This window comes from Actinomadura keratinilytica (assembly GCF_039539665.1).
Taxonomy (GTDB): Bacteria; Actinomycetota; Actinomycetes; order Streptosporangiales; family Streptosporangiaceae; genus Spirillospora; species Spirillospora keratinilytica.
The window spans coordinates 1-16,013 of sequence record NZ_BAABDO010000092.1 but is presented as its reverse complement, the minus strand read 5'-3'; the positions used below and the strand labels follow the sequence as shown (position 1 = coordinate 16,013).

Annotated in this window: 14 protein-coding genes, 2 tRNA genes and 1 riboswitch; of the genes, 13 read left to right on the top strand and 3 right to left on the bottom strand. The window is 72.6% G+C overall.

Going from position 1 to position 16,013, the window contains the following annotated elements:
• Nucleotides 1–77 precede the first annotated feature (77 nt).
• Together serA and ABD879_RS24115 are read left to right on the top strand one after the other, a co-directional pair.
• Nucleotides 78–1,667: a phosphoglycerate dehydrogenase gene (gene serA / locus ABD879_RS24120; RefSeq protein ID WP_345023864.1), complete on the top strand. Its 1,590-nt coding sequence runs from the start codon at nucleotides 78–80 to the stop codon at nucleotides 1,665–1,667.
• 515 nt (nucleotides 1,668–2,182) lie between these two features.
• Complete coding sequence (locus ABD879_RS24115) at nucleotides 2,183–2,896, top strand: (2Fe-2S)-binding protein (protein ID WP_345023863.1); 714 nt, start codon at nucleotides 2,183–2,185, stop codon at nucleotides 2,894–2,896.
• Between the two features lie 31 nt (nucleotides 2,897–2,927).
• Here the strand turns inward: ABD879_RS24115 and ABD879_RS24110 are convergent, their stop codons facing one another.
• Together ABD879_RS24110 and ABD879_RS24105 are read right to left on the bottom strand one after the other, a co-directional pair.
• Nucleotides 2,928–3,662 carry a CbtA family protein gene (locus ABD879_RS24110; RefSeq protein WP_345023861.1) on the bottom strand — a complete coding sequence of 245 codons (735 nt, stop codon included), beginning with the start codon at nucleotides 3,660–3,662 and terminating at the stop codon, nucleotides 2,928–2,930.
• A gap of 19 nt (nucleotides 3,663–3,681) precedes the next feature.
• Entirely contained in the window at nucleotides 3,682–3,906 is a 225-nt protein-coding gene (locus ABD879_RS24105; protein WP_345023860.1) for a CbtB domain-containing protein, read from the bottom strand.
• A gap of 33 nt (nucleotides 3,907–3,939) precedes the next feature.
• Nucleotides 3,940–4,129: riboswitch (cobalamin riboswitch) on the bottom strand.
• A gap of 288 nt (nucleotides 4,130–4,417) precedes the next feature.
• Here ABD879_RS24105 and ABD879_RS24100 point away from each other — a divergent pair.
• The 4 genes from ABD879_RS24100 to cimA all read left to right on the top strand — a co-directional run bounded on the left by ABD879_RS24100 (nucleotide 4,418) and on the right by cimA (nucleotide 10,377).
• Complete coding sequence (locus ABD879_RS24100) at nucleotides 4,418–6,016, top strand: cellulase family glycosylhydrolase (protein ID WP_345023859.1); 1,599 nt, start codon at nucleotides 4,418–4,420, stop codon at nucleotides 6,014–6,016.
• 197 nt (nucleotides 6,017–6,213) lie between these two features.
• Nucleotides 6,214–7,269: a 3-isopropylmalate dehydrogenase gene (locus tag ABD879_RS24095; RefSeq protein WP_345023858.1), complete on the top strand. Its 1,056-nt coding sequence runs from the start codon at nucleotides 6,214–6,216 to the stop codon at nucleotides 7,267–7,269.
• Nucleotides 7,270–7,449: 180 nt separating this feature from the next.
• Nucleotides 7,450–8,553 (top strand): branched-chain amino acid aminotransferase, encoded by a 1,104-nt coding sequence (locus tag ABD879_RS24090; RefSeq protein ID WP_345023857.1) that lies wholly within the window; start codon nucleotides 7,450–7,452, stop codon nucleotides 8,551–8,553.
• A 246-nt stretch (nucleotides 8,554–8,799) separates the two neighbouring features.
• Complete coding sequence (cimA, locus tag ABD879_RS24085) at nucleotides 8,800–10,377, top strand: citramalate synthase (RefSeq protein ID WP_345023856.1); 1,578 nt, start codon at nucleotides 8,800–8,802, stop codon at nucleotides 10,375–10,377.
• Nucleotides 10,378–10,413: 36 nt separating this feature from the next.
• On the opposite strand, the gene ABD879_RS24080 is transcribed toward cimA, so the two are convergent.
• Nucleotides 10,414–10,791: an antibiotic biosynthesis monooxygenase family protein gene (locus ABD879_RS24080; RefSeq protein WP_345023871.1), complete on the bottom strand. Its 378-nt coding sequence runs from the start codon at nucleotides 10,789–10,791 to the stop codon at nucleotides 10,414–10,416.
• Between the two features lie 254 nt (nucleotides 10,792–11,045).
• Between ABD879_RS24080 and ABD879_RS24075 the strand changes: the two genes are divergently transcribed.
• From ABD879_RS24075 to ABD879_RS24045, 7 genes are all read left to right on the top strand, one after another.
• Nucleotides 11,046–11,459 carry an SEL1-like repeat protein gene (locus ABD879_RS24075; RefSeq protein ID WP_345023855.1) on the top strand — a complete coding sequence of 138 codons (414 nt, stop codon included), beginning with the start codon at nucleotides 11,046–11,048 and terminating at the stop codon, nucleotides 11,457–11,459.
• An 89-nt stretch (nucleotides 11,460–11,548) separates the two neighbouring features.
• Nucleotides 11,549–12,829 carry a cellulose binding domain-containing protein gene (locus ABD879_RS24070; RefSeq protein WP_345023854.1) on the top strand — a complete coding sequence of 427 codons (1,281 nt, stop codon included), beginning with the start codon at nucleotides 11,549–11,551 and terminating at the stop codon, nucleotides 12,827–12,829.
• A gap of 108 nt (nucleotides 12,830–12,937) precedes the next feature.
• Entirely contained in the window at nucleotides 12,938–13,702 is a 765-nt protein-coding gene (locus ABD879_RS24065) for a fumarylacetoacetate hydrolase family protein (protein ID WP_345023853.1), read from the top strand.
• Nucleotides 13,703–13,765: 63 nt separating this feature from the next.
• Nucleotides 13,766–14,398 carry a DUF2461 domain-containing protein gene (locus ABD879_RS24060; RefSeq protein WP_345023852.1) on the top strand — a complete coding sequence of 211 codons (633 nt, stop codon included), beginning with the start codon at nucleotides 13,766–13,768 and terminating at the stop codon, nucleotides 14,396–14,398.
• Nucleotides 14,399–14,624: 226 nt separating this feature from the next.
• A tRNA-Gln gene (locus ABD879_RS24055) sits at nucleotides 14,625–14,696 on the top strand.
• Between the two features lie 143 nt (nucleotides 14,697–14,839).
• A tRNA-Glu gene (locus ABD879_RS24050) sits at nucleotides 14,840–14,912 on the top strand.
• A gap of 207 nt (nucleotides 14,913–15,119) precedes the next feature.
• Entirely contained in the window at nucleotides 15,120–15,854 is a 735-nt protein-coding gene (locus tag ABD879_RS24045) for an alanyl-tRNA editing protein (RefSeq protein ID WP_345023851.1), read from the top strand.
• The last annotated feature ends 159 nt before the right edge of the window (nucleotides 15,855–16,013 follow it).

The window sequence follows — 16,013 nt, the reverse complement described above, 5'->3', positions numbered from 1 at the left end:
TCTAAACTCGGTAGGTGCGGGGGCACGACGGGGTGACTCGCGATTTCATCTGCCCGACATCTTCCGAAGGATCTTCCTTGAGCAAGCCTGTCGTCCTCGTCGCAGAAGAACTCTCCCCGGCCGGAATCGCCGAGCTGGAGGCCGACTTCGACGTCCGGTACGTGGACGGGTCCGACCGGGCCGCCCTGCTTCCGGCCGTGGCCGACGTCGACGCGCTGATCGTGCGCAGCGCCACCAAGGTGACCGCCGAGGTGTTCCAGCACGCGGACAAGCTGCGCGTGGTGGCCCGCGCCGGGGTGGGGCTCGACAACGTCGACGTCGAGGCCGCCACCAAGGCCGGGGTGATGGTCGTCAACGCCCCGACCTCCAACATCGTCACCGCCGCCGAGCACGCGATCGCGCTGCTGCTGGCCACCGCCCGGAACGTTCCGCAGGGCCACGCCGCGCTCAAGCAGGGCGAGTGGAAGCGCTCCAAGTACACCGGCGTGGAGCTGCAGGGCAAGACCGTCGGCGTGCTCGGCCTCGGCCGCATCGGGGTGCTGGTCGCCCAGCGGCTGGCCGCCTTCGACATGAACATCATCGCCTACGACCCCTACGTGCAGGCGGCCCGCGCCGCGCAGCTCGGCGTCCGCATGGTCGGGCTGGAGGAGCTGCTGCGCGAGAGCGACTTCATCACCGTCCACCTGCCCAAGACCCCCGAGACCCTCGGCCTGGTCGGCGACCGCGAGCTGCGCATGGTCAAGCCCAGCGTGCGCATCATCAACGCCGCGCGCGGCGGCATCGTCGACGAGGCCGCCCTCGACCTGGCGCTCAAGGAGGGCCGCGTCGCCGGGGCGGGCCTGGACGTGTTCAGCACCGAGCCGTGCACCGACAGCCCGCTGTTCCACCACGACAACGTGGTGGTCACCCCGCACCTGGGCGCCAGCACCCACGAGGCGCAGGAGAAGGCCGGCACCCAGGTGGCCCGCTCGGTGCGGCTGGCGCTGTCCGGCGAGTTCGTGCCCGACGCGGTCAACGTGCAGGGCGGCGCCGTCGCCGAGGACGTCAAGCCCGGCCTGCCGCTGGCCGAGAAGCTCGGCCGCATCTTCACCGCCCTGGCCGGCGGCGTGCCGGTGCGGCTGGAGGTCGTGGTGCGCGGCGAGATCGCCGGGCACGACGTCAAGGTGCTGGAGCTGGCCGCGCTCAAGGGCGTGTTCGCCGACGTGGTCGAGGAGTCGGTGACGTTCGTCAACGCCCCGCTGCTGGCCCGCGACCGCGGCGTCGAGATCACCCTCACCACCACCGAGGACAGCCCCGACTGGCGCAACGTGGTCCAGGTGCGCGGCACCATGGGCGACGGCACGGTGGTCTCGGTCTCCGGCACGCTCACCGGCCCCAAGCACCACGAGCGCATCGTGGAGATCAACGGCTACGACATGGAGCTGTCGCCGACCGACCACATGGCGTTCTTCTCCTACAGCGACCGGCCCGGCATCGTCGGCGTGGTCGGCCGGCTGCTCGGCGACCAGGGCGTCAACATCGCCGGCATGCAGGTCGGCCGGGACGCCAAGGGCGGCACCGCGCTGATCGCGCTGACCGTCGACTCGGCCATCCCGACCCAGCTCATCGACGTGATCCGGGACGAGATCGGCGCCGAGATGGGCCGCCGCGTCGACCTTGACGGCTGACCTCGACGGCTGACCTCGACGGCTGATCTCGACGGCTGACCTCCGCAGAGGCGGGCGGGGTGCGCTCGGCGCGCCCCGCCCGCCTTGCTGTTCGCCCCGGGCCTCCCCGGGACGGCCCCCACCTGCGGATTCTTCGCCGACTGTCTCAGCATTCGGAAAGTTCGGCCACGGATCGGGACATTCCGGGAATCGAGCCGGTAACGTGGGCAGGGTCATGCGCTTGGTGGTACGCATCCTTCGCCGCCGCGGCGGGGCCTGATACGGCAGGCCGGCGACCCGCCGCGGAGCAGGGTGCCGGCCGTAAGCCCGTCGTTCACTCTTCCGACGAACCACCACGAGGAACAGCGATCATGAGCAACTCCGGTACCACGCCCACGCCTGCCGACGACGCCGCCGAGGAGGCGGCCCGCGCGCTGCAGACGGCCCTGGACCGCCGCGACAACGGCGGCCGCTCCGCCCGCTGACCCGCTGGTCCGCTCCCGCCGGACGGGCGGCGGCCTGGCATGATCGCCGACATGGCGGCACCTGACCGGGCGGGAGCGGACGAGGTCCGCCGGGCGCTGGCGGACGCGGCCCGGCTGGGCCCCTACTTCCAGATCGCCACCGACCCCGCCGAGGAGGCCGACCCCACCTGGCGGCCCCTGCCCGAACCCGACCCGGCGCGGCTCGGCGGGCTGACCGACGCCTACGCGCGGCGGCTGGGCACCTCGGAGCGCCGGGTGGCGGCGTCCATCCTCTTCCAGGGGCTGGCGTCGCGGCTGTGGTCGCCCGTGGTGGCGGCCGCGGCGCACGGCGTCGTACCCGACCTGTCCGGGCTGCACTGGCGCTGGGCCCCCGGCGCGCCGATCGCGCTCTGGCTCGCCGACCCCGGCGGCTGGCGCGCCGCCGGCGACCCCGCCGCCACCGCCCGGCTCGTGCACCGCACGGTCGTGGAAGGGCAGCTGCGGCCGCTGCGCGCCACCCTGCTGCGGATCGTCCGGCTCGCGGACGGCCTGCTGTGGGGCAACGCGTCCGCCGCCCTCGCCGGAACGCTGCGCGCCGGCACGCTCAGGCCCGAACTGGCCGAGCCGGTCGGCACGCTCGTGCGGGAGCTGTTCGGGCATGCGCCGCTGGCGGGCACCGGCTCGTTCACCCCGGACGGGTTCGTCCGCCGCAGCTGCTGCCTGTACTACCGGGTGCCGCCGGGCGGCGAGATGTGCGGCGACTGCGCCCTCCTGCGCCGCGCCTGAGCGGCCGGCACGGCGCAGGAGGGCGCGCCGATCAGGCCGCCGCGGCGGCCGGTGACGGCCGCCGAACCGCACGCTCGGCGAGCACGCCGAACACCAGGCCCAGCGTCGCCCACAGGGCGACCTGGACGCCCAGCGACGCGATCCGGAAGTCCCACAGCACCGTGGCCGGGAACCCGTCGGCGACCGCGTCCGGCGTCGGCGTCAGCCGGTACACCAGCGCCAGCACGACCGCGAACCCGGCCGCGGTGGCGATCGCGGCGTTCCAGGCCCCCAGCCTGGGCAGCAGGCGGCGGAACACGATGGCGGCGGCGACGACCGACAGCACGCCCAGCGCCACCATGCCGAAGTACAGCGCGGTACGGCCGCCGATCGTGTCCGGGTTGCCGACGGCCGGGGGCGTCGGCGGGTACTTCAGGAACGGCACCAGCTCGACGGCCACGAACCCGCCCAGCGCGACCAGTGCGGCGGTGGCGCGGGCGCCGAACGCGCCGATGCGGCCGTAGGCGACCGCGAACGCGATCGCGAACAGCCCGCCGAGCGCGACGCCGTACACGCCGAGCGCGGTGATCAGCCCGGCCGTCTTCTGCACCGTGCGGCTAACGACCTCCTCCTCGTGGCCCCCGTGGCCCTCGTGGGCGGCGTGGGCCTCCTCGACGGCGATGGCGTGCTCCACCTGCGGCTCCCCGTACAGCCAGGCGACGAGCAGCGCGAGCGCTGCCGCAGCCAGCCCGGCGAGCATGCCGCGGACCAGCAGTGATCTCATCATCTGCGCACCGGCCCGCCGGTCAGTGGCAGGGGAAGCCGAGCAGGTGGCGGCCGTCGTGGGTGAACTCGTGCACCCAGTTGCCGCCGATGAGGGAGGTGGCGCCCTGCTCGGCGCCGACGAAGTAGATCAGCACCAGGCCGAGCACCGCGGCGAACACCGCCCACGGCAGGACCTGGCGGAGGGGGATGCGGACGGGGGCCGGACGCTCGCCGGCAGGCGTCGACGAAACGGCGGTCTGGGCCATCTCAAGGTCTCCTCACGGGGTTCACTCGCCCCGGTTGCGGGAGGACGACGGGTCAGTGTCCTGACTCCCAGATCAGCGCCTCCCGCCGACCTTCCAGCCGGGCTTCCGGCCGTGGTCGTCGAGTGGGGGAGGCTCCCTGGTCACAGTGGCGGGACCGTCCTGGATTCGCACCAGGTTCCTGCGCACCGTCGCCTCGATGTGCACTTGTCGACAAGAGCGTCCCCTTTGCGGTGGTCCAGCGTCAAGTACGGGCTCTGTCACTCAAGCGGGCGGTGCGGGCCGCGCCCGCCCCGTGAAAGGGCGCCGCGGCGGACGCGGCGGCGCTTCACGAGGTGGAACGGGCGCCGTACGGGCGGACGGCGTGAAAATCCGCCGCCCGGTCCGCGGTTCGTTGACCCTGCGGACGGCGCGTTCCCACAATCTCCGGCGATTCGCCCTCCGCGTTCGCTCCCACGAACCGCGACCGCATCTGCTTTCCGACCCGTTCCCCCGACCTGGAGGCGCCCGAGCCATGACCCGTCCCGCAGCTGTACGACCGCCGGTGGCGCGGGCGATGGCCGCGCTGGCCGTCTGCCTGAGCCTCGTGGCCGCCGCGCTGACGGCCGTGCTGGTCCGCCCGCCGGGCGCCGCCGCGGCCCCTGCAGGCACCGGCACCGGATACCTCAGCACCAGCGGCAACCGGATCGTCGACGCCACCGGCCAGACGGTCCGGCTGACCGGCATCAACTGGTTCGGCATGGAGACCGACAACAAGACCTTCCACGGCCTGTGGTCGCGCGGCTACCGGTCCATGCTCGACCAGATGGCCGAGCTCGGCTACAACACGCTGCGCGTGCCCTACTCCAACGATGCGCTGAAGCCGGACGCCCAGGCCACCAGCGTCGACGCGGTCTCCAACCCCGACCTGGCGGGCCTGCACCCGCTGGAGATCCTCGACAAGGTGATCGCCTACGCCGGGCAGAAGGGCATGCGGGTGATCCTGGACCGGCACCGGCCGACCAGCGCGGGCCAGTCGGCGCTGTGGTACACCCCCGCCGTCTCCGAGACGACGTGGATCGAGGACTGGAAGGCGCTGGCCCGCCGCTACGCGGGCAACCCCACCGTGATCGGCGCCGACCTGCACAACGAGCCGCACGCCGACGGCACCGATCCGGGCGGCACCGGCGCGTGCTGGGGCTGCGGCGACCCGGCCCGCGACTGGCGGCTGGCGGCCGAGCGCGCGGGCAACGCCATCCTGTCGGTCAACCCCGACTGGCTGATCTTCGTCGAGGGCGTGAGCTGCCCCAGCGGCGGCAACCCCAACTCCTGGGACGACATCCCCGACGAGCACTGCGGCTGGTGGGGCGGCAACCTGTCGAAGGCCGGGGAGTACCCGGTGCGGCTGGACGTGCCCAACCGGCTGGTGTACTCGCCGCACGAGTACGGCATCTCCGTCTACCGCCAGCCCTGGTTCGACGCCGCCGACTTCCCCGACAACCTGCCGGCGATCTGGGACCAGCAGTGGGGCTACCTCTACAAGCAGAACACCGCCCCGCTGCTGCTGGGCGAGTTCGGCACCACGTTGGCCGACCCCAAGGACAAGGTGTGGCTGGAGAGGCTGCTCGCCTACGCGGGCACCGGGGTCACGGGGATGAGCTTCACGTACTGGTCGTGGAACCCCAACTCCGGGGACACCGGTGGCATCCTCAACGACGACTGGACGACGGTGAACCAGGCCAAGCAGAGCATCCTGCAGCCGTACCTGATCCCGCCGACGCCCGGGGACGGCGGCGACCCCACGGACCCGCCGACCGACTCGGGCGCCTGCCAGGTCGCCTACACCGTCGTCAACCGCTGGTCCGGGGGCTTCCAGGGCAGCGTGGACGTGACCAACACCGGCTCCAGCACGTTCCGGGACTGGACGCTGACGTTCGACGTTCCGCAGGGCGTCACGGTGTCCAGCGGGTGGAACGCCACGTTCAGCCAGAGCGGCACCACGGTCGCGGTCAAGGGTCCGTCCTGGAACGCCGACCTGGAGGCCGGTGAGACGGTGAACATCGGCTTCACCGCCAACGGCAGCGACACGCCGCAACCGCAGGCGTACGCCGTCAACGGCACGGCCTGCGGCTGACCCGGGCGCGACCTGCCCTGCACCGGGGCGCCGCCCCCTTTCTCCGCCGAACCGGGGCGGCGCCCCCCCCGGTACCGCGCTGAGCAGGGGCGGCGCCCGTCTGCGGGGCGCACCCCGGCGGGTGCCGACACGAGACATTCATCCCAAAAGGTGAGACCGATGCTCAGGAACTGAGACGTTTGCAGTAGAGTGCGCGCATGGCATCCCGCAGCATCCGTCTGGCCGTCATCCCCGGCGACGGGATCGGCCCCGAGGTCGTCGCCGAGGGTCTGAAGGTTCTGGAGGCCGTCGCTCCGGCGCACGACCTGAAGTTCGAGCAGACCTCCTACGACCTGGGCGCCGCCCGCTGGCACCGCACCGGCGAGACGCTGCCCGACGCGGTCCTGGAGGAGCTGCGCGGCCAGGACGTGATCCTGCTGGGCGCGGTCGGCGACCCCAGCGTGCCCAGCGGCGTGCTGGAGCGCGGGCTGCTGCTGCGGGCCCGGTTCGAGCTGGACCACTACGTCAACCTGCGGCCGGTGAAGCTGTTCCCCGGCATGAGCACGCCGCTGTCGGGCGTCAAGCCCGAGGACGTCGACATGGTCGTCGTCCGGGAGGGCACCGAGGGCCCGTACGCCGGCGTCGGCGGCGTCCTGCGCAAGGGCACCCCGCAGGAGATCGCCACCCAGGAGAGCGTCAACACCGCCTACGGCGTCGAGCGCGTCGTCCGGTACGCCTTCGAGCAGGCGGCCTCCCGGCCTCGGCGCAAGCTGACCCTGGTGCACAAGGACAACGTGCTCACCTTCGCCGGCGACCTGTACCAGCGCGTCGTCCAGCGGGTCGGCCAGGAGTACCCGCAGGTCGCCACCGACTACGTGCACGTCGACGCGGCCACCATGTTCTTCGTCACCGCGCCGCAGCGGTTCGACGTGATCGTCACCGACAACCTGTTCGGCGACATCATCACCGACCTCGGCGCCGCCATCGCCGGGGGCATCGGCCTGGCCGCCTCCGGCAACGTCAACCCCGACCGCACCGCGCCGTCGATGTTCGAGCCGGTGCACGGCAGCGCTCCCGACATCGCCGGGCAGGGCAAGGCCGACCCGACCGCCACCATCCTGTCGGTGGCCATGCTGCTCGACCACATCGGCGCCCCCGAGGCCGCCCGCCGGGTCGAGCAGGCCGTCGCCGACGACCTGGCCGCCCGCCGCGGCCGCCCCGCCCGGGGCACCGCCGAGATCGGCGACGCGATCGCCGAGCGAGTAGCCGGCTAGGGCGCGCCCCGGCCGGACCGCTCACGCGAGACAAGCCACAGCACCGGGCGCGCCGACGCGGCGCGCCCGGTTTTTCGTGTGCGCCGCGATAGGGAGCAGGGCTGGACGAAGTACGACAATGAGGATAGGAATGCCCGGACGGCGACGGGGCCGGGCGGGCGATCCGGGAGAGGACCCATCATGAGCAGCACCCTGGACTTCGACATCAGGCTCTCCGAGCGGCGGCGCAGTACCGCCGAGCGCGAGGCGATCCTGGCCGATCCCGGATGGGGCCAGTACTTCACCGACCACATGATCACGATCCGGTACGCCGAGGGGAAGGGCTGGCACGACGCCCGGCTCGAGCCGTACGGCCCCCTCGCCCTCGACCCCGCCAGCCAGGTCCTGCACTACTCGCAGGAGCTGTTCGAGGGGCTCAAGGCGTACCGGCAGGCCGACGGGGCGATCGTCACCTTCCGCCCGTACGCCAACGCCGCGCGCATGAACCGCTCGGCCCGCCGCATGGCCATGCCGGAGATCCCCGAGGAGCTGTTCGTCCGGTCGCTGGAACTGCTGGTCGAGACCGACCGCGACTGGGTGCCGACCCGGGAGGGCCACAGCCTCTACCTGCGGCCGTTCATGTTCGCCACGACCCGCGCCCTCGGCGTCAACAGCCCCGCCGACGAGTACCTGTTCGTGGTGATCGCCTCCCCGTCCGGCAACTACTACGCCAAGGGGATCCGGCCGGTGTCGGTCTGGCTGTCGCAGGACTACACCCGGGCCGCGCCCGGCGGCACCGGCGAGGCCAAGACCGGCGGCAACTACGCCGCCTCGTTCGCCGGGCAGGCCCAGGCGGTGGCCCACGGCTGCGACCAGGTGGTCTGGCTGGACGCGATCGAGCACCGCTGGGTCGAGGAGGTCGGGTCGATGAACCTGGTCTTCGTGTACGGCTCGGGCGCCGACGCGCGGCTGCTCACCCCCGCCCTCACCGGCACCCTGCTGCCCGGCATCACCCGCGACTCGCTGCTCAAGCTCGCCCCCGACCTCGGCATCCCGGTCGAGGAGGGCAAGATCAGCATCGACGAGTGGCAGACGGGCTGCGAGTCCGGCGAGATCACCGAGGTGTTCGGCTGCGGCACCGCCGCGGTGATCAGCCCGGTCGGCAGCGTCAAGGGCGCCGACCGCGCCTGGACGATCGGCGACGGCGAGCCCGGCCCGGTCTCCATGCGGCTGCGCGAGGAGCTGATCGGCATCCAGTACGGCAACCGCCCCGACCCCTACGGCTGGGTCCACAGGATCTGCTGACCGTCCGCGGTCCCTTCCGGCGCATACGTCACGGCACGCCACATCCGTCTCACCAGTCGAGACCGATGTCTCAACAGCGCGGCGGATGTGGCAGACTGTGACCACCATGCGCCTCAGCCTTGTCATTATCGGCTGGCGCGCCGGCGACTGATTTCGGGACACCGCCGGCGCGCAGACCTCTCACGTCCGTGAGAGGTCTTTTTTATTCCGGCGGGGCTGCTTTCCATCCCTGGAGGGGACTGCGACATGCACGGCGACGGATTCCACGTCTACGACACCACGCTGCGGGACGGCGCCCAGCAGGAGGGCCTCAACCTCTCCGTCGGCGACAAGCTCGCCATCGCGCGCCACCTGGACGACCTCGGCGTGAGCTTCATCGAGGGCGGCTGGCCCGGCGCCAACCCCAAGGACACCGAGTTCTTCAGGCGCGCTCGCACCGAGCTCGACCTGAGGCACGCGCAGCTCGCCGCGTTCGGCGCGACCCGCCGGCCCGGCGCGAAGGCCGCCGACGACCCCCTGGTGGCCGCCCTGCGCGAATCCGGCGCGCCGGTCGTGACGCTCGTCGCCAAGAGCCATGACCGGCACGTCGAACTGGCCCTCCGCACCACCCTGGAGGAGAACCTGGCGATGATCCGCGACACGGTCTCCCACCTGCGTGCGGAGGGCCAACGAGTCTTCCTGGACGCCGAGCACTTCTTCGACGGCTACCGGGCCAACCCCGCCTACGCGCTGGAGGTCGTGCGCACCGCCGCCGAGGCGGGCGCGGACGTGATCGCGCTGTGCGACACCAACGGCGGCATGCTCCCCGACGAGCTGGCCGACATCGTCCACGAGGTGGTGGGCGTGGGCGCCCGGGTCGGCATCCACTGCCACGACGACTCCGGCTGCGCCGTCGCCAACTCGCTGGCCGCGGTCAAGGCGGGCGCCACCCACGTCCAGGGCTGCGCCAACGGCTACGGCGAGCGCAGCGGCAACGCCAACCTGTTCACCGTGATCGGCAACCTGCAGCTCAAGCGCGGCATGCGGCTGGTGTCCGACGAGCAGCTGGCCGAGATGACCCGCATCGCGCACGCCGTCTCCGAGGTCACCAACGTCGTGCTCGGCTCCCAGCAGCCGTACGTGGGGGTGTCGGCGTTCGCGCACAAGGCCGGGCTGCACGCCTCGGCGGTCAAGGTCGACCCCGACCTGTACCAGCACATCGACCCGGCCGCCGTCGGCAACGACATGCGGATGCTGGTGTCCAGCATGGCCGGCCGCGCCTCGGTCGAGCTCAAGGGCCGCGAGCTGGGCTACGACCTGTCGGGGGAGAAGGCGCGCAGGGTCGTCGAGCGGGTCAAGGAGCTGGAGTCGGCCGGGTACACCTTCGAGGCCGCCGACGCCTCGTTCGAGCTGCTGCTGCGCGAGGAGCTGACCGGGGTGCGGCAGCGGCACTTCGAGGTCGAGTCGTGGCGGGCCATCGTGGAGCGCCGCCCCGACGGCTCCATGGTCACCGAGGCCACCGTCAAGCTGCACGCCAAGGGCGAGCGGATCGTCGCCACCGGGGAGGGCAACGGCCCGGTCAACGCGCTCGACAACGCCCTGCGCCTGGCCCTGGAGCGGCTCTACCCCGAGCTGGCCCGGCTGGAGCTGGTCGACTACAAGGTGCGCATCCTGGAGGGCGCGCACGGCACCGGCGCCCGCACCCGCGTGCTGATCGAGTCCTCCGACGGCGAACGCGAGTGGGGCACCGTCGGCGTGGAGGAGAACGTCATCGCCGCGTCCTGGCAGGCCCTGGAGCAGGCCGTCACCTACTGCCTGCTGCACGCCGGCTACGAGGCGAGCTGACCGTCCGGGCGCGGGCGCGGCGGCGCGCCGGGCGGCTCAGCCGGACGCGGGCTTGGGGTCGGCCTCCTGGACGATCTCGAAGCTCCACAGCTCGGCCGCCGCGGCCGCCGGACCGCCGTGCCCGTGCCCGTGCCCATGGCCGTGGCCCTGGGCGCCCGCGCGCTCGGCGTCCGCGGCGGCCTGGGCGTGGCCGCGCTGGAAGGCCTGGCTCTGCGTCCAGCGCTGGAAATCCTCTTCGCTGCGCCAACGCGTGTAGACGAGGTAGCGGTCGGTGCCCTCGACGGGGCGCAGCAGCTCGAAGTGCTCGAATCCGTCGGCGGACTCCACCAGCCCCGCCCGGCCCGCGAAGCGCTTCTCCAGCTCCGCGCGCATCTCCTCGCTGACGGTCAGCACGTTGATCTTCACGACGGACACGGTCACGCCCCCTCGGTCGAACCTGTCGGCGATCACCACAACCGTACGCGGTTCGGCGCTCGGGCCGCCCGGGCGGGGACGGCCTGCGCGCGGGCCGACCAGGTTTTTACTGGCATTGTTAACAAAGCTGGCAAATCAGTGGCGAAACGGGACGCCGGTCGCCACGATATGTAGCTCGGCCGGTGCCGCCGTGCGTCGACGCTGCGCGGCGCCGGGCCGTCCCGACCTGTCAACCGAAACACCGGAGCGCCGTCATGCCCGTCCCCTCCTCGCGTCCCCAGCCGCTGGGGGACCCGCGTCCGGCAGGGAGAGCGAAGGACGGCGCGTGCAGCGAGTGGCCCGACTTCGCCTACTGGCTCGGCACGCTGTACGAGAGCGAAGGCGACCTGGAGCAGGCCGCCGGATGGCTCCGGCGCGCCGCCGAGTCCGGCCATCCGCGCGCCGCGCTGGCGCTGGTGGACGTGCTGGGACGGCTGGCCGACGAGCGGCCGCCCGGCGCCTGCGACGTGCTGCTGGCCGAGGCGACCCGCTGGCTGTCGGTGGCCTGCGCGTCCAGCGGCCGGGACGCCGCCACCCCGGACGCCATCGAGCTGGTGACCGACATGCTCAACCGCCACCAGCGGCGGGCCGCCCGGCGCGGTGTGCCCGAACCGGCCGCCACGTCCTGAAGATCCGATTTCGGCCGACCCTGAACCGGGCGCGCCCGCCCGTCGTCGCATCCGTCAGTAGACGACGCAGCGCGGAAAGGGTGACGCAGGTGAGCGGTCACGAGCCGGGACACGTGCCCCCGGACCACCGGACGACGGCCGAGTTCGGGATCCCCAAAATCAAGGCCGACGAGACCGGCGACACCGTCGTGGACGCGTCGCGGGCCCCTGACGCCACGTCCGTGGACGGTCCGTCCGGGCGCCCGGCGCCCGCCGACCGCGTCTCCGAGACGGTGGCCGGCGGGTCGGCCGCCGTGCCGGGCGAGGAGCCGTGGACGATGCAGTTCGGCTCCGAGGCCGAGAAGGGCGACGCCGTCGTGGACGCGTCGCGGGACCCTGACGCCACGTCCGTGGACGGCCCGTCCGGGCGTGCGGCTTCCGTCGGCGGTCCCTCGGAGACGGCGAGGGACGACTCTGCCGCCGTGCCCGGTGAGGAGCCGTGGACGATGCAGTTCGGCTCCGGAGCCGACAGCGGCGGGACCGGCGAGCGGCCCGCTGGCAACGAGATGCCGCCCACTCCGTACACGCTGGCGTCCGCCGTCGTCGAGACGCCCGCCGCCCCCGCGGGGCCCCGGCCGGACGGTTCGGCGCCGGGGCCGGACGACGTGCAGACCGGGCCGCAGAGCCCGCCGCCGGTCGAGTCCCCGAGCCCTCCGCTCGGCATGCCGGCGACCCCGGAGCCCGCCACGCCGAACCGCAGGCGGCTGCTGGTGCCGATCGTCGTGCTGGCGGTCGCGGCCGTCATCGCCGCGGCCGGTGCCATCGTGTTCACGCTGGGCGGCGGTGAGGACAAGCCCGCCGCCGCACGGCGGTCGCCGGCCGCGTCCCCGACGGCGCCGGGCGGCGACACCGCGACGTCCGCGCCGTCGCCGCCGTCGCCGGGTGCCGAGGAGCCCGCGCCCACCGAGTCCCCGGGGGCGGCCGCGCAGCCGTCCTCGCAGGCGCCCGGCGGGGCCGCTCCGTCCACGGGCACCGCCGACACGCCGCCGCCCCTGTCCGCGCCCCCGCCGGGGCCCCTGGTCCGCGGCGAAGGGATCACCTACCAGGTCGTCCAGCAGGACCCCGGCTACTTCGAGGGCGAGTTCACCGTGACCAACCGGACCGGCGCGCCGCTGACGGACTGGCGGATCACCTTCGAGGTGCCCGGCGCGAACGTCAAGAACATCTGGGGCGGACGGCTGGTGCGCGGCGGGTCCGCGGTGGAGATCCGCAACATCGAGGGCGCCCGGCCCATCCCGGTCGGCGCCACCTGGGAGGTGCGGTTCGGCGCGGAGGGCACCCCCGCCGACCTCCGGAACTGCCGGGTGAACGGCGCCCCGTGCGGCTTCTGACCGGCCTCGGCGTCGCGGCGGGGCGAGGAACGCCCCTTGCGGGGCGGCCCGTCCGGCCGGGTGACCTGCCGGACGGGCCGCCCCGGGACCCGTACTAGGCTTCCGGACATGCGCATCGCCAGGTTCTCCACCGAGGAGGGCATGTCCTTCGGGGTGGTCGAAGAGAACACCGTCGCCGCGGTCGCGGCCCATCCGTTCGGTGAGCTGACCTTCACGGGCGTGCGGTACCCGCTGGCCGACGTACGGCTGCTGGCGCCGATCCTGCCCAGCAAGGTCATCGCGATCGGCAAGAACTACGCCGACCACGCCCGGGAGATGGGCGGCGAGCCCCCCGCCGAACCGGTGATCTTCGCCAAGCCGTCCACCGCGGTCATCGGCCCCGGCGAGGCGATCGCCTACCCCGAGAAGCTGACGCAGCGGGTCGACTACGAGGGCGAGCTGGCCGTGGTGATCGGCCGGATGTGCCGCGAGGTGCCCGCCTCCCGCGTCCCCGAGGTGATCCTCGGCTACACCTGCGCCAACGACGTCACCGCCCGCGACCTGCAGAAGAAGGACGGGCAGTGGACGCGGGCCAAGGGCTTTGACACCTTCTGCCCGCTCGGCCCGTGGATCGAGACCGAGGTCGATCCGTCCGACCTGGCCATCAGCACCTCCGTCAACGGCGAGGTCCGCCAGGACGCCCGCACCTCGCTGCTGCTGCACGACGTCCCCGCGCTGGTCGAGTACGTCAGCCAGGTCATGACGCTGCTGCCCGGCGACGTCATCCTGACCGGCACCCCGGCCGGGGTCGGCCCGCTGGAGATCGGCGACGAGGTCACCGTGCGGGTGGAGGGCATCGGCGAGCTCACCAACCGCGTGGTGGCCCGCGACTAGCCGTTCCGTCGTACCCGGCGCGTAGCGTGGACCCACCGCCGTGACCGGGGATGAGGGGGCGCCGTGTCGTTCACCGGCTTTCCCGGCGAGGCGTTCGACTTCTACGCCGGGCTCCTCGCCGACAACTCCAAAGGCTACTGGGCTGCGCACCGCGACGCCTACGAGCGTTGCGTGCGCGAGCCCATGCTCGCGCTGTGCGCCGAGCTGGAGGAGGAGTTCGGGGCGGCCAAGCTGTTCCGCCCCTACCGCGACCTGCGCTTCTCAGCGGACAAGACGCCCTACAAGACCCACCAGGGCGCGCACGTCGGCGGCTACTACGTGCAGATCGACGCCGACGGGCTGATGGTGGCGGGCGGCATGTACGCGCCGACCCCCGAGCAGCTGCGGCGCTACCGGGAGGCCGTGCAGGGGCCGCCCGGCGAGCGGCTCCAGGCGATCGTGGACGAGCTGCGCGCGGCCGACCTGGAGATCGCGGGCGACCGGCTCAAGACCCGGCCGCGCGGCGTCCCCGCCGACCACCCCCGGCTCGACCTGCTGCGCCACCGCTCCCTGTACGCCCACCACGGCTGGCCCGCCGACCCCTGGATGGAGACCCCCGAGGTGGTGCACCGGGTGCGCGAGTACTGGCGCCGGCTGCGTCCCCTGGTCGAATGGGGCCACGACCACATCGGCCCGCCCGACTTCACCCGCCGCTGAACACGCCGGGGGCGCCCGCCTCCGGCGCGTCCGCCTGCGAGGTGACGCCCTCCTTGGCAGCGCCGCCTCCGCCCTCCGCCGCCGCGTGACCGCGCCCCATCGGCCACTGCCGCACCGGCCTCACCGCCTGTCGGCTAATCGTTTTGGTTCGCGGTCCCCGGTTCCTGTATTCTCTTCGAGGCGCGAGCGACCGGCCGGGTAACACCGGCGGGGAGCCGTACCACAGTGGGGTATGGTGTAATCGGCAGCACGACTGATTCTGGTTCAGTTAGTCTAGGTTCGAGTCCTGGTACCCCAGCTGGGTCCCCCCCGATCTCGATCGGTAAGACCCGCCTCCTTGGTCCGAAGCGATTCGCCGAGAACCGATTCGAACAAAAGGAGATCGTCCGGTAAGCTGGGCGAGGCCCGAGCGAGAGATCGCAAAGGCCGAACAAAAGACAGGCCCCCGTCGTCTAGTGGCCTAGGACGCCGCCCTCTCAAGGCGGTAACGGCGGTTCGAATCCGCTCGGGGGTACCGATGAAACCGCAGGTCGGAGAGGAATCCCGACCTGCGGTTAACGTTTTTATGGATCTTCGTCCACGCCCCGGCCCGGGCAATTCCCGGGCCGAGCGCGATGTGGCCGAGGTGACGATTGTGAGCGCGGAGCCGCCTGCGGGACGATCCACCGGACGGCGCTGGGAAGACCGCCTCTGCCGTCCCACATTCCCCTAGAGTCGGACCATGGGGTCGTACCACCATGGGCGCACCGCCCGTCTTGAACTCGACGACCAGACCCTGCGCGAATGGGACGCGGTCGTGCTCGACGCCGACGAAGAGGGCATCGTTCTCGACCGGTCGGCCTTCTACCCCGGCGGGGGAGGGCAGCCGCCGGACCACGGCGTGCTGCTGTGGCAGGGAGTCCAGACCCGCATCGCGGGCGTCCGCAAGGGCGACGACCTGCGGCTCATCCCGGTCGAAGGCGATCCGATCCCGCCCGTCGGCACGTCCGTGCGCGGCGCCGTGGAGGACGAGCGCCGCACCGCCCTGATGCGCACCCACTCGGCGCTCCACCTGCTGTGCGGCGTGGTCTTCCGCGACTACGGCTGCCCCGTCACAGGAGGCAATATGGAGCCGCTGGTCGCCCGCATGGATTTCGATCTTCGCGAGGTGCCGCCGGGCTTCAAGCAGACGATCGAGGACGCCTGCAACGCCGAGATCGCCAAGGACCGGCGCATCGACGTCAAGACGCTGCCGCGCGCCGAGGCGTTCGCGATCCCCGACATCATCCGCACCGCCACCAACCTCGTCCCGCCCGAGGTCGAGGACGTGCGCATCGTCGACATCGTCGGCCTGGACACCCAGGCGGACGGCGGCACCCATGTCGCCTCCACCCGCCAGATCGGCCGCATCACGGTCGCCAAGATCGAGAACAAGGGCCGCGGCTTCCGCCGCATCCGCATCAAGATCACCGACTGACGCCCTCCCCTGCGCGCACTCGTCCGCCGCACGGCGTCGCGACTGACCCGGTGGCCGGGCGCTGGCAGCGGTGCGGACTCCTGCGGAACCGATCCACACAAGATCGCGTCCGTGTGTGTTGTCGCGGTTCGGCGAGTGGGGGGTGCCCGGAGGATGTTC

Excerpts from the sequence above, each read along its gene's own strand:
- ABD879_RS24115 (WP_345023863.1), top strand. The coding sequence starts at position 2,183 with ATGGCGGCACCTGACCGGGCGGGAGCGGACGAGGTCCGCCGGGCGCTG.
- ABD879_RS24110 (WP_345023861.1), bottom strand. The coding sequence starts at position 3,662 with ATGATGAGATCACTGCTGGTCCGCGGCATGCTCGCCGGGCTGGCTGCG.
- ABD879_RS24105 (WP_345023860.1), bottom strand. The coding sequence starts at position 3,906 with ATGGCCCAGACCGCCGTTTCGTCGACGCCTGCCGGCGAGCGTCCGGCC.
- ABD879_RS24100 (WP_345023859.1), top strand. The coding sequence starts at position 4,418 with ATGACCCGTCCCGCAGCTGTACGACCGCCGGTGGCGCGGGCGATGGCC.
- ABD879_RS24095 (WP_345023858.1), top strand. The coding sequence starts at position 6,214 with ATGGCATCCCGCAGCATCCGTCTGGCCGTCATCCCCGGCGACGGGATC.
- ABD879_RS24090 (WP_345023857.1), top strand. The coding sequence starts at position 7,450 with ATGAGCAGCACCCTGGACTTCGACATCAGGCTCTCCGAGCGGCGGCGC.
- cimA (WP_345023856.1), top strand. The coding sequence starts at position 8,800 with ATGCACGGCGACGGATTCCACGTCTACGACACCACGCTGCGGGACGGC.
- ABD879_RS24075 (WP_345023855.1), top strand. The coding sequence starts at position 11,046 with ATGCCCGTCCCCTCCTCGCGTCCCCAGCCGCTGGGGGACCCGCGTCCG.
- ABD879_RS24065 (WP_345023853.1), top strand. The coding sequence starts at position 12,938 with ATGCGCATCGCCAGGTTCTCCACCGAGGAGGGCATGTCCTTCGGGGTG.
- ABD879_RS24045 (WP_345023851.1), top strand. The coding sequence starts at position 15,120 with ATGGGGTCGTACCACCATGGGCGCACCGCCCGTCTTGAACTCGACGAC.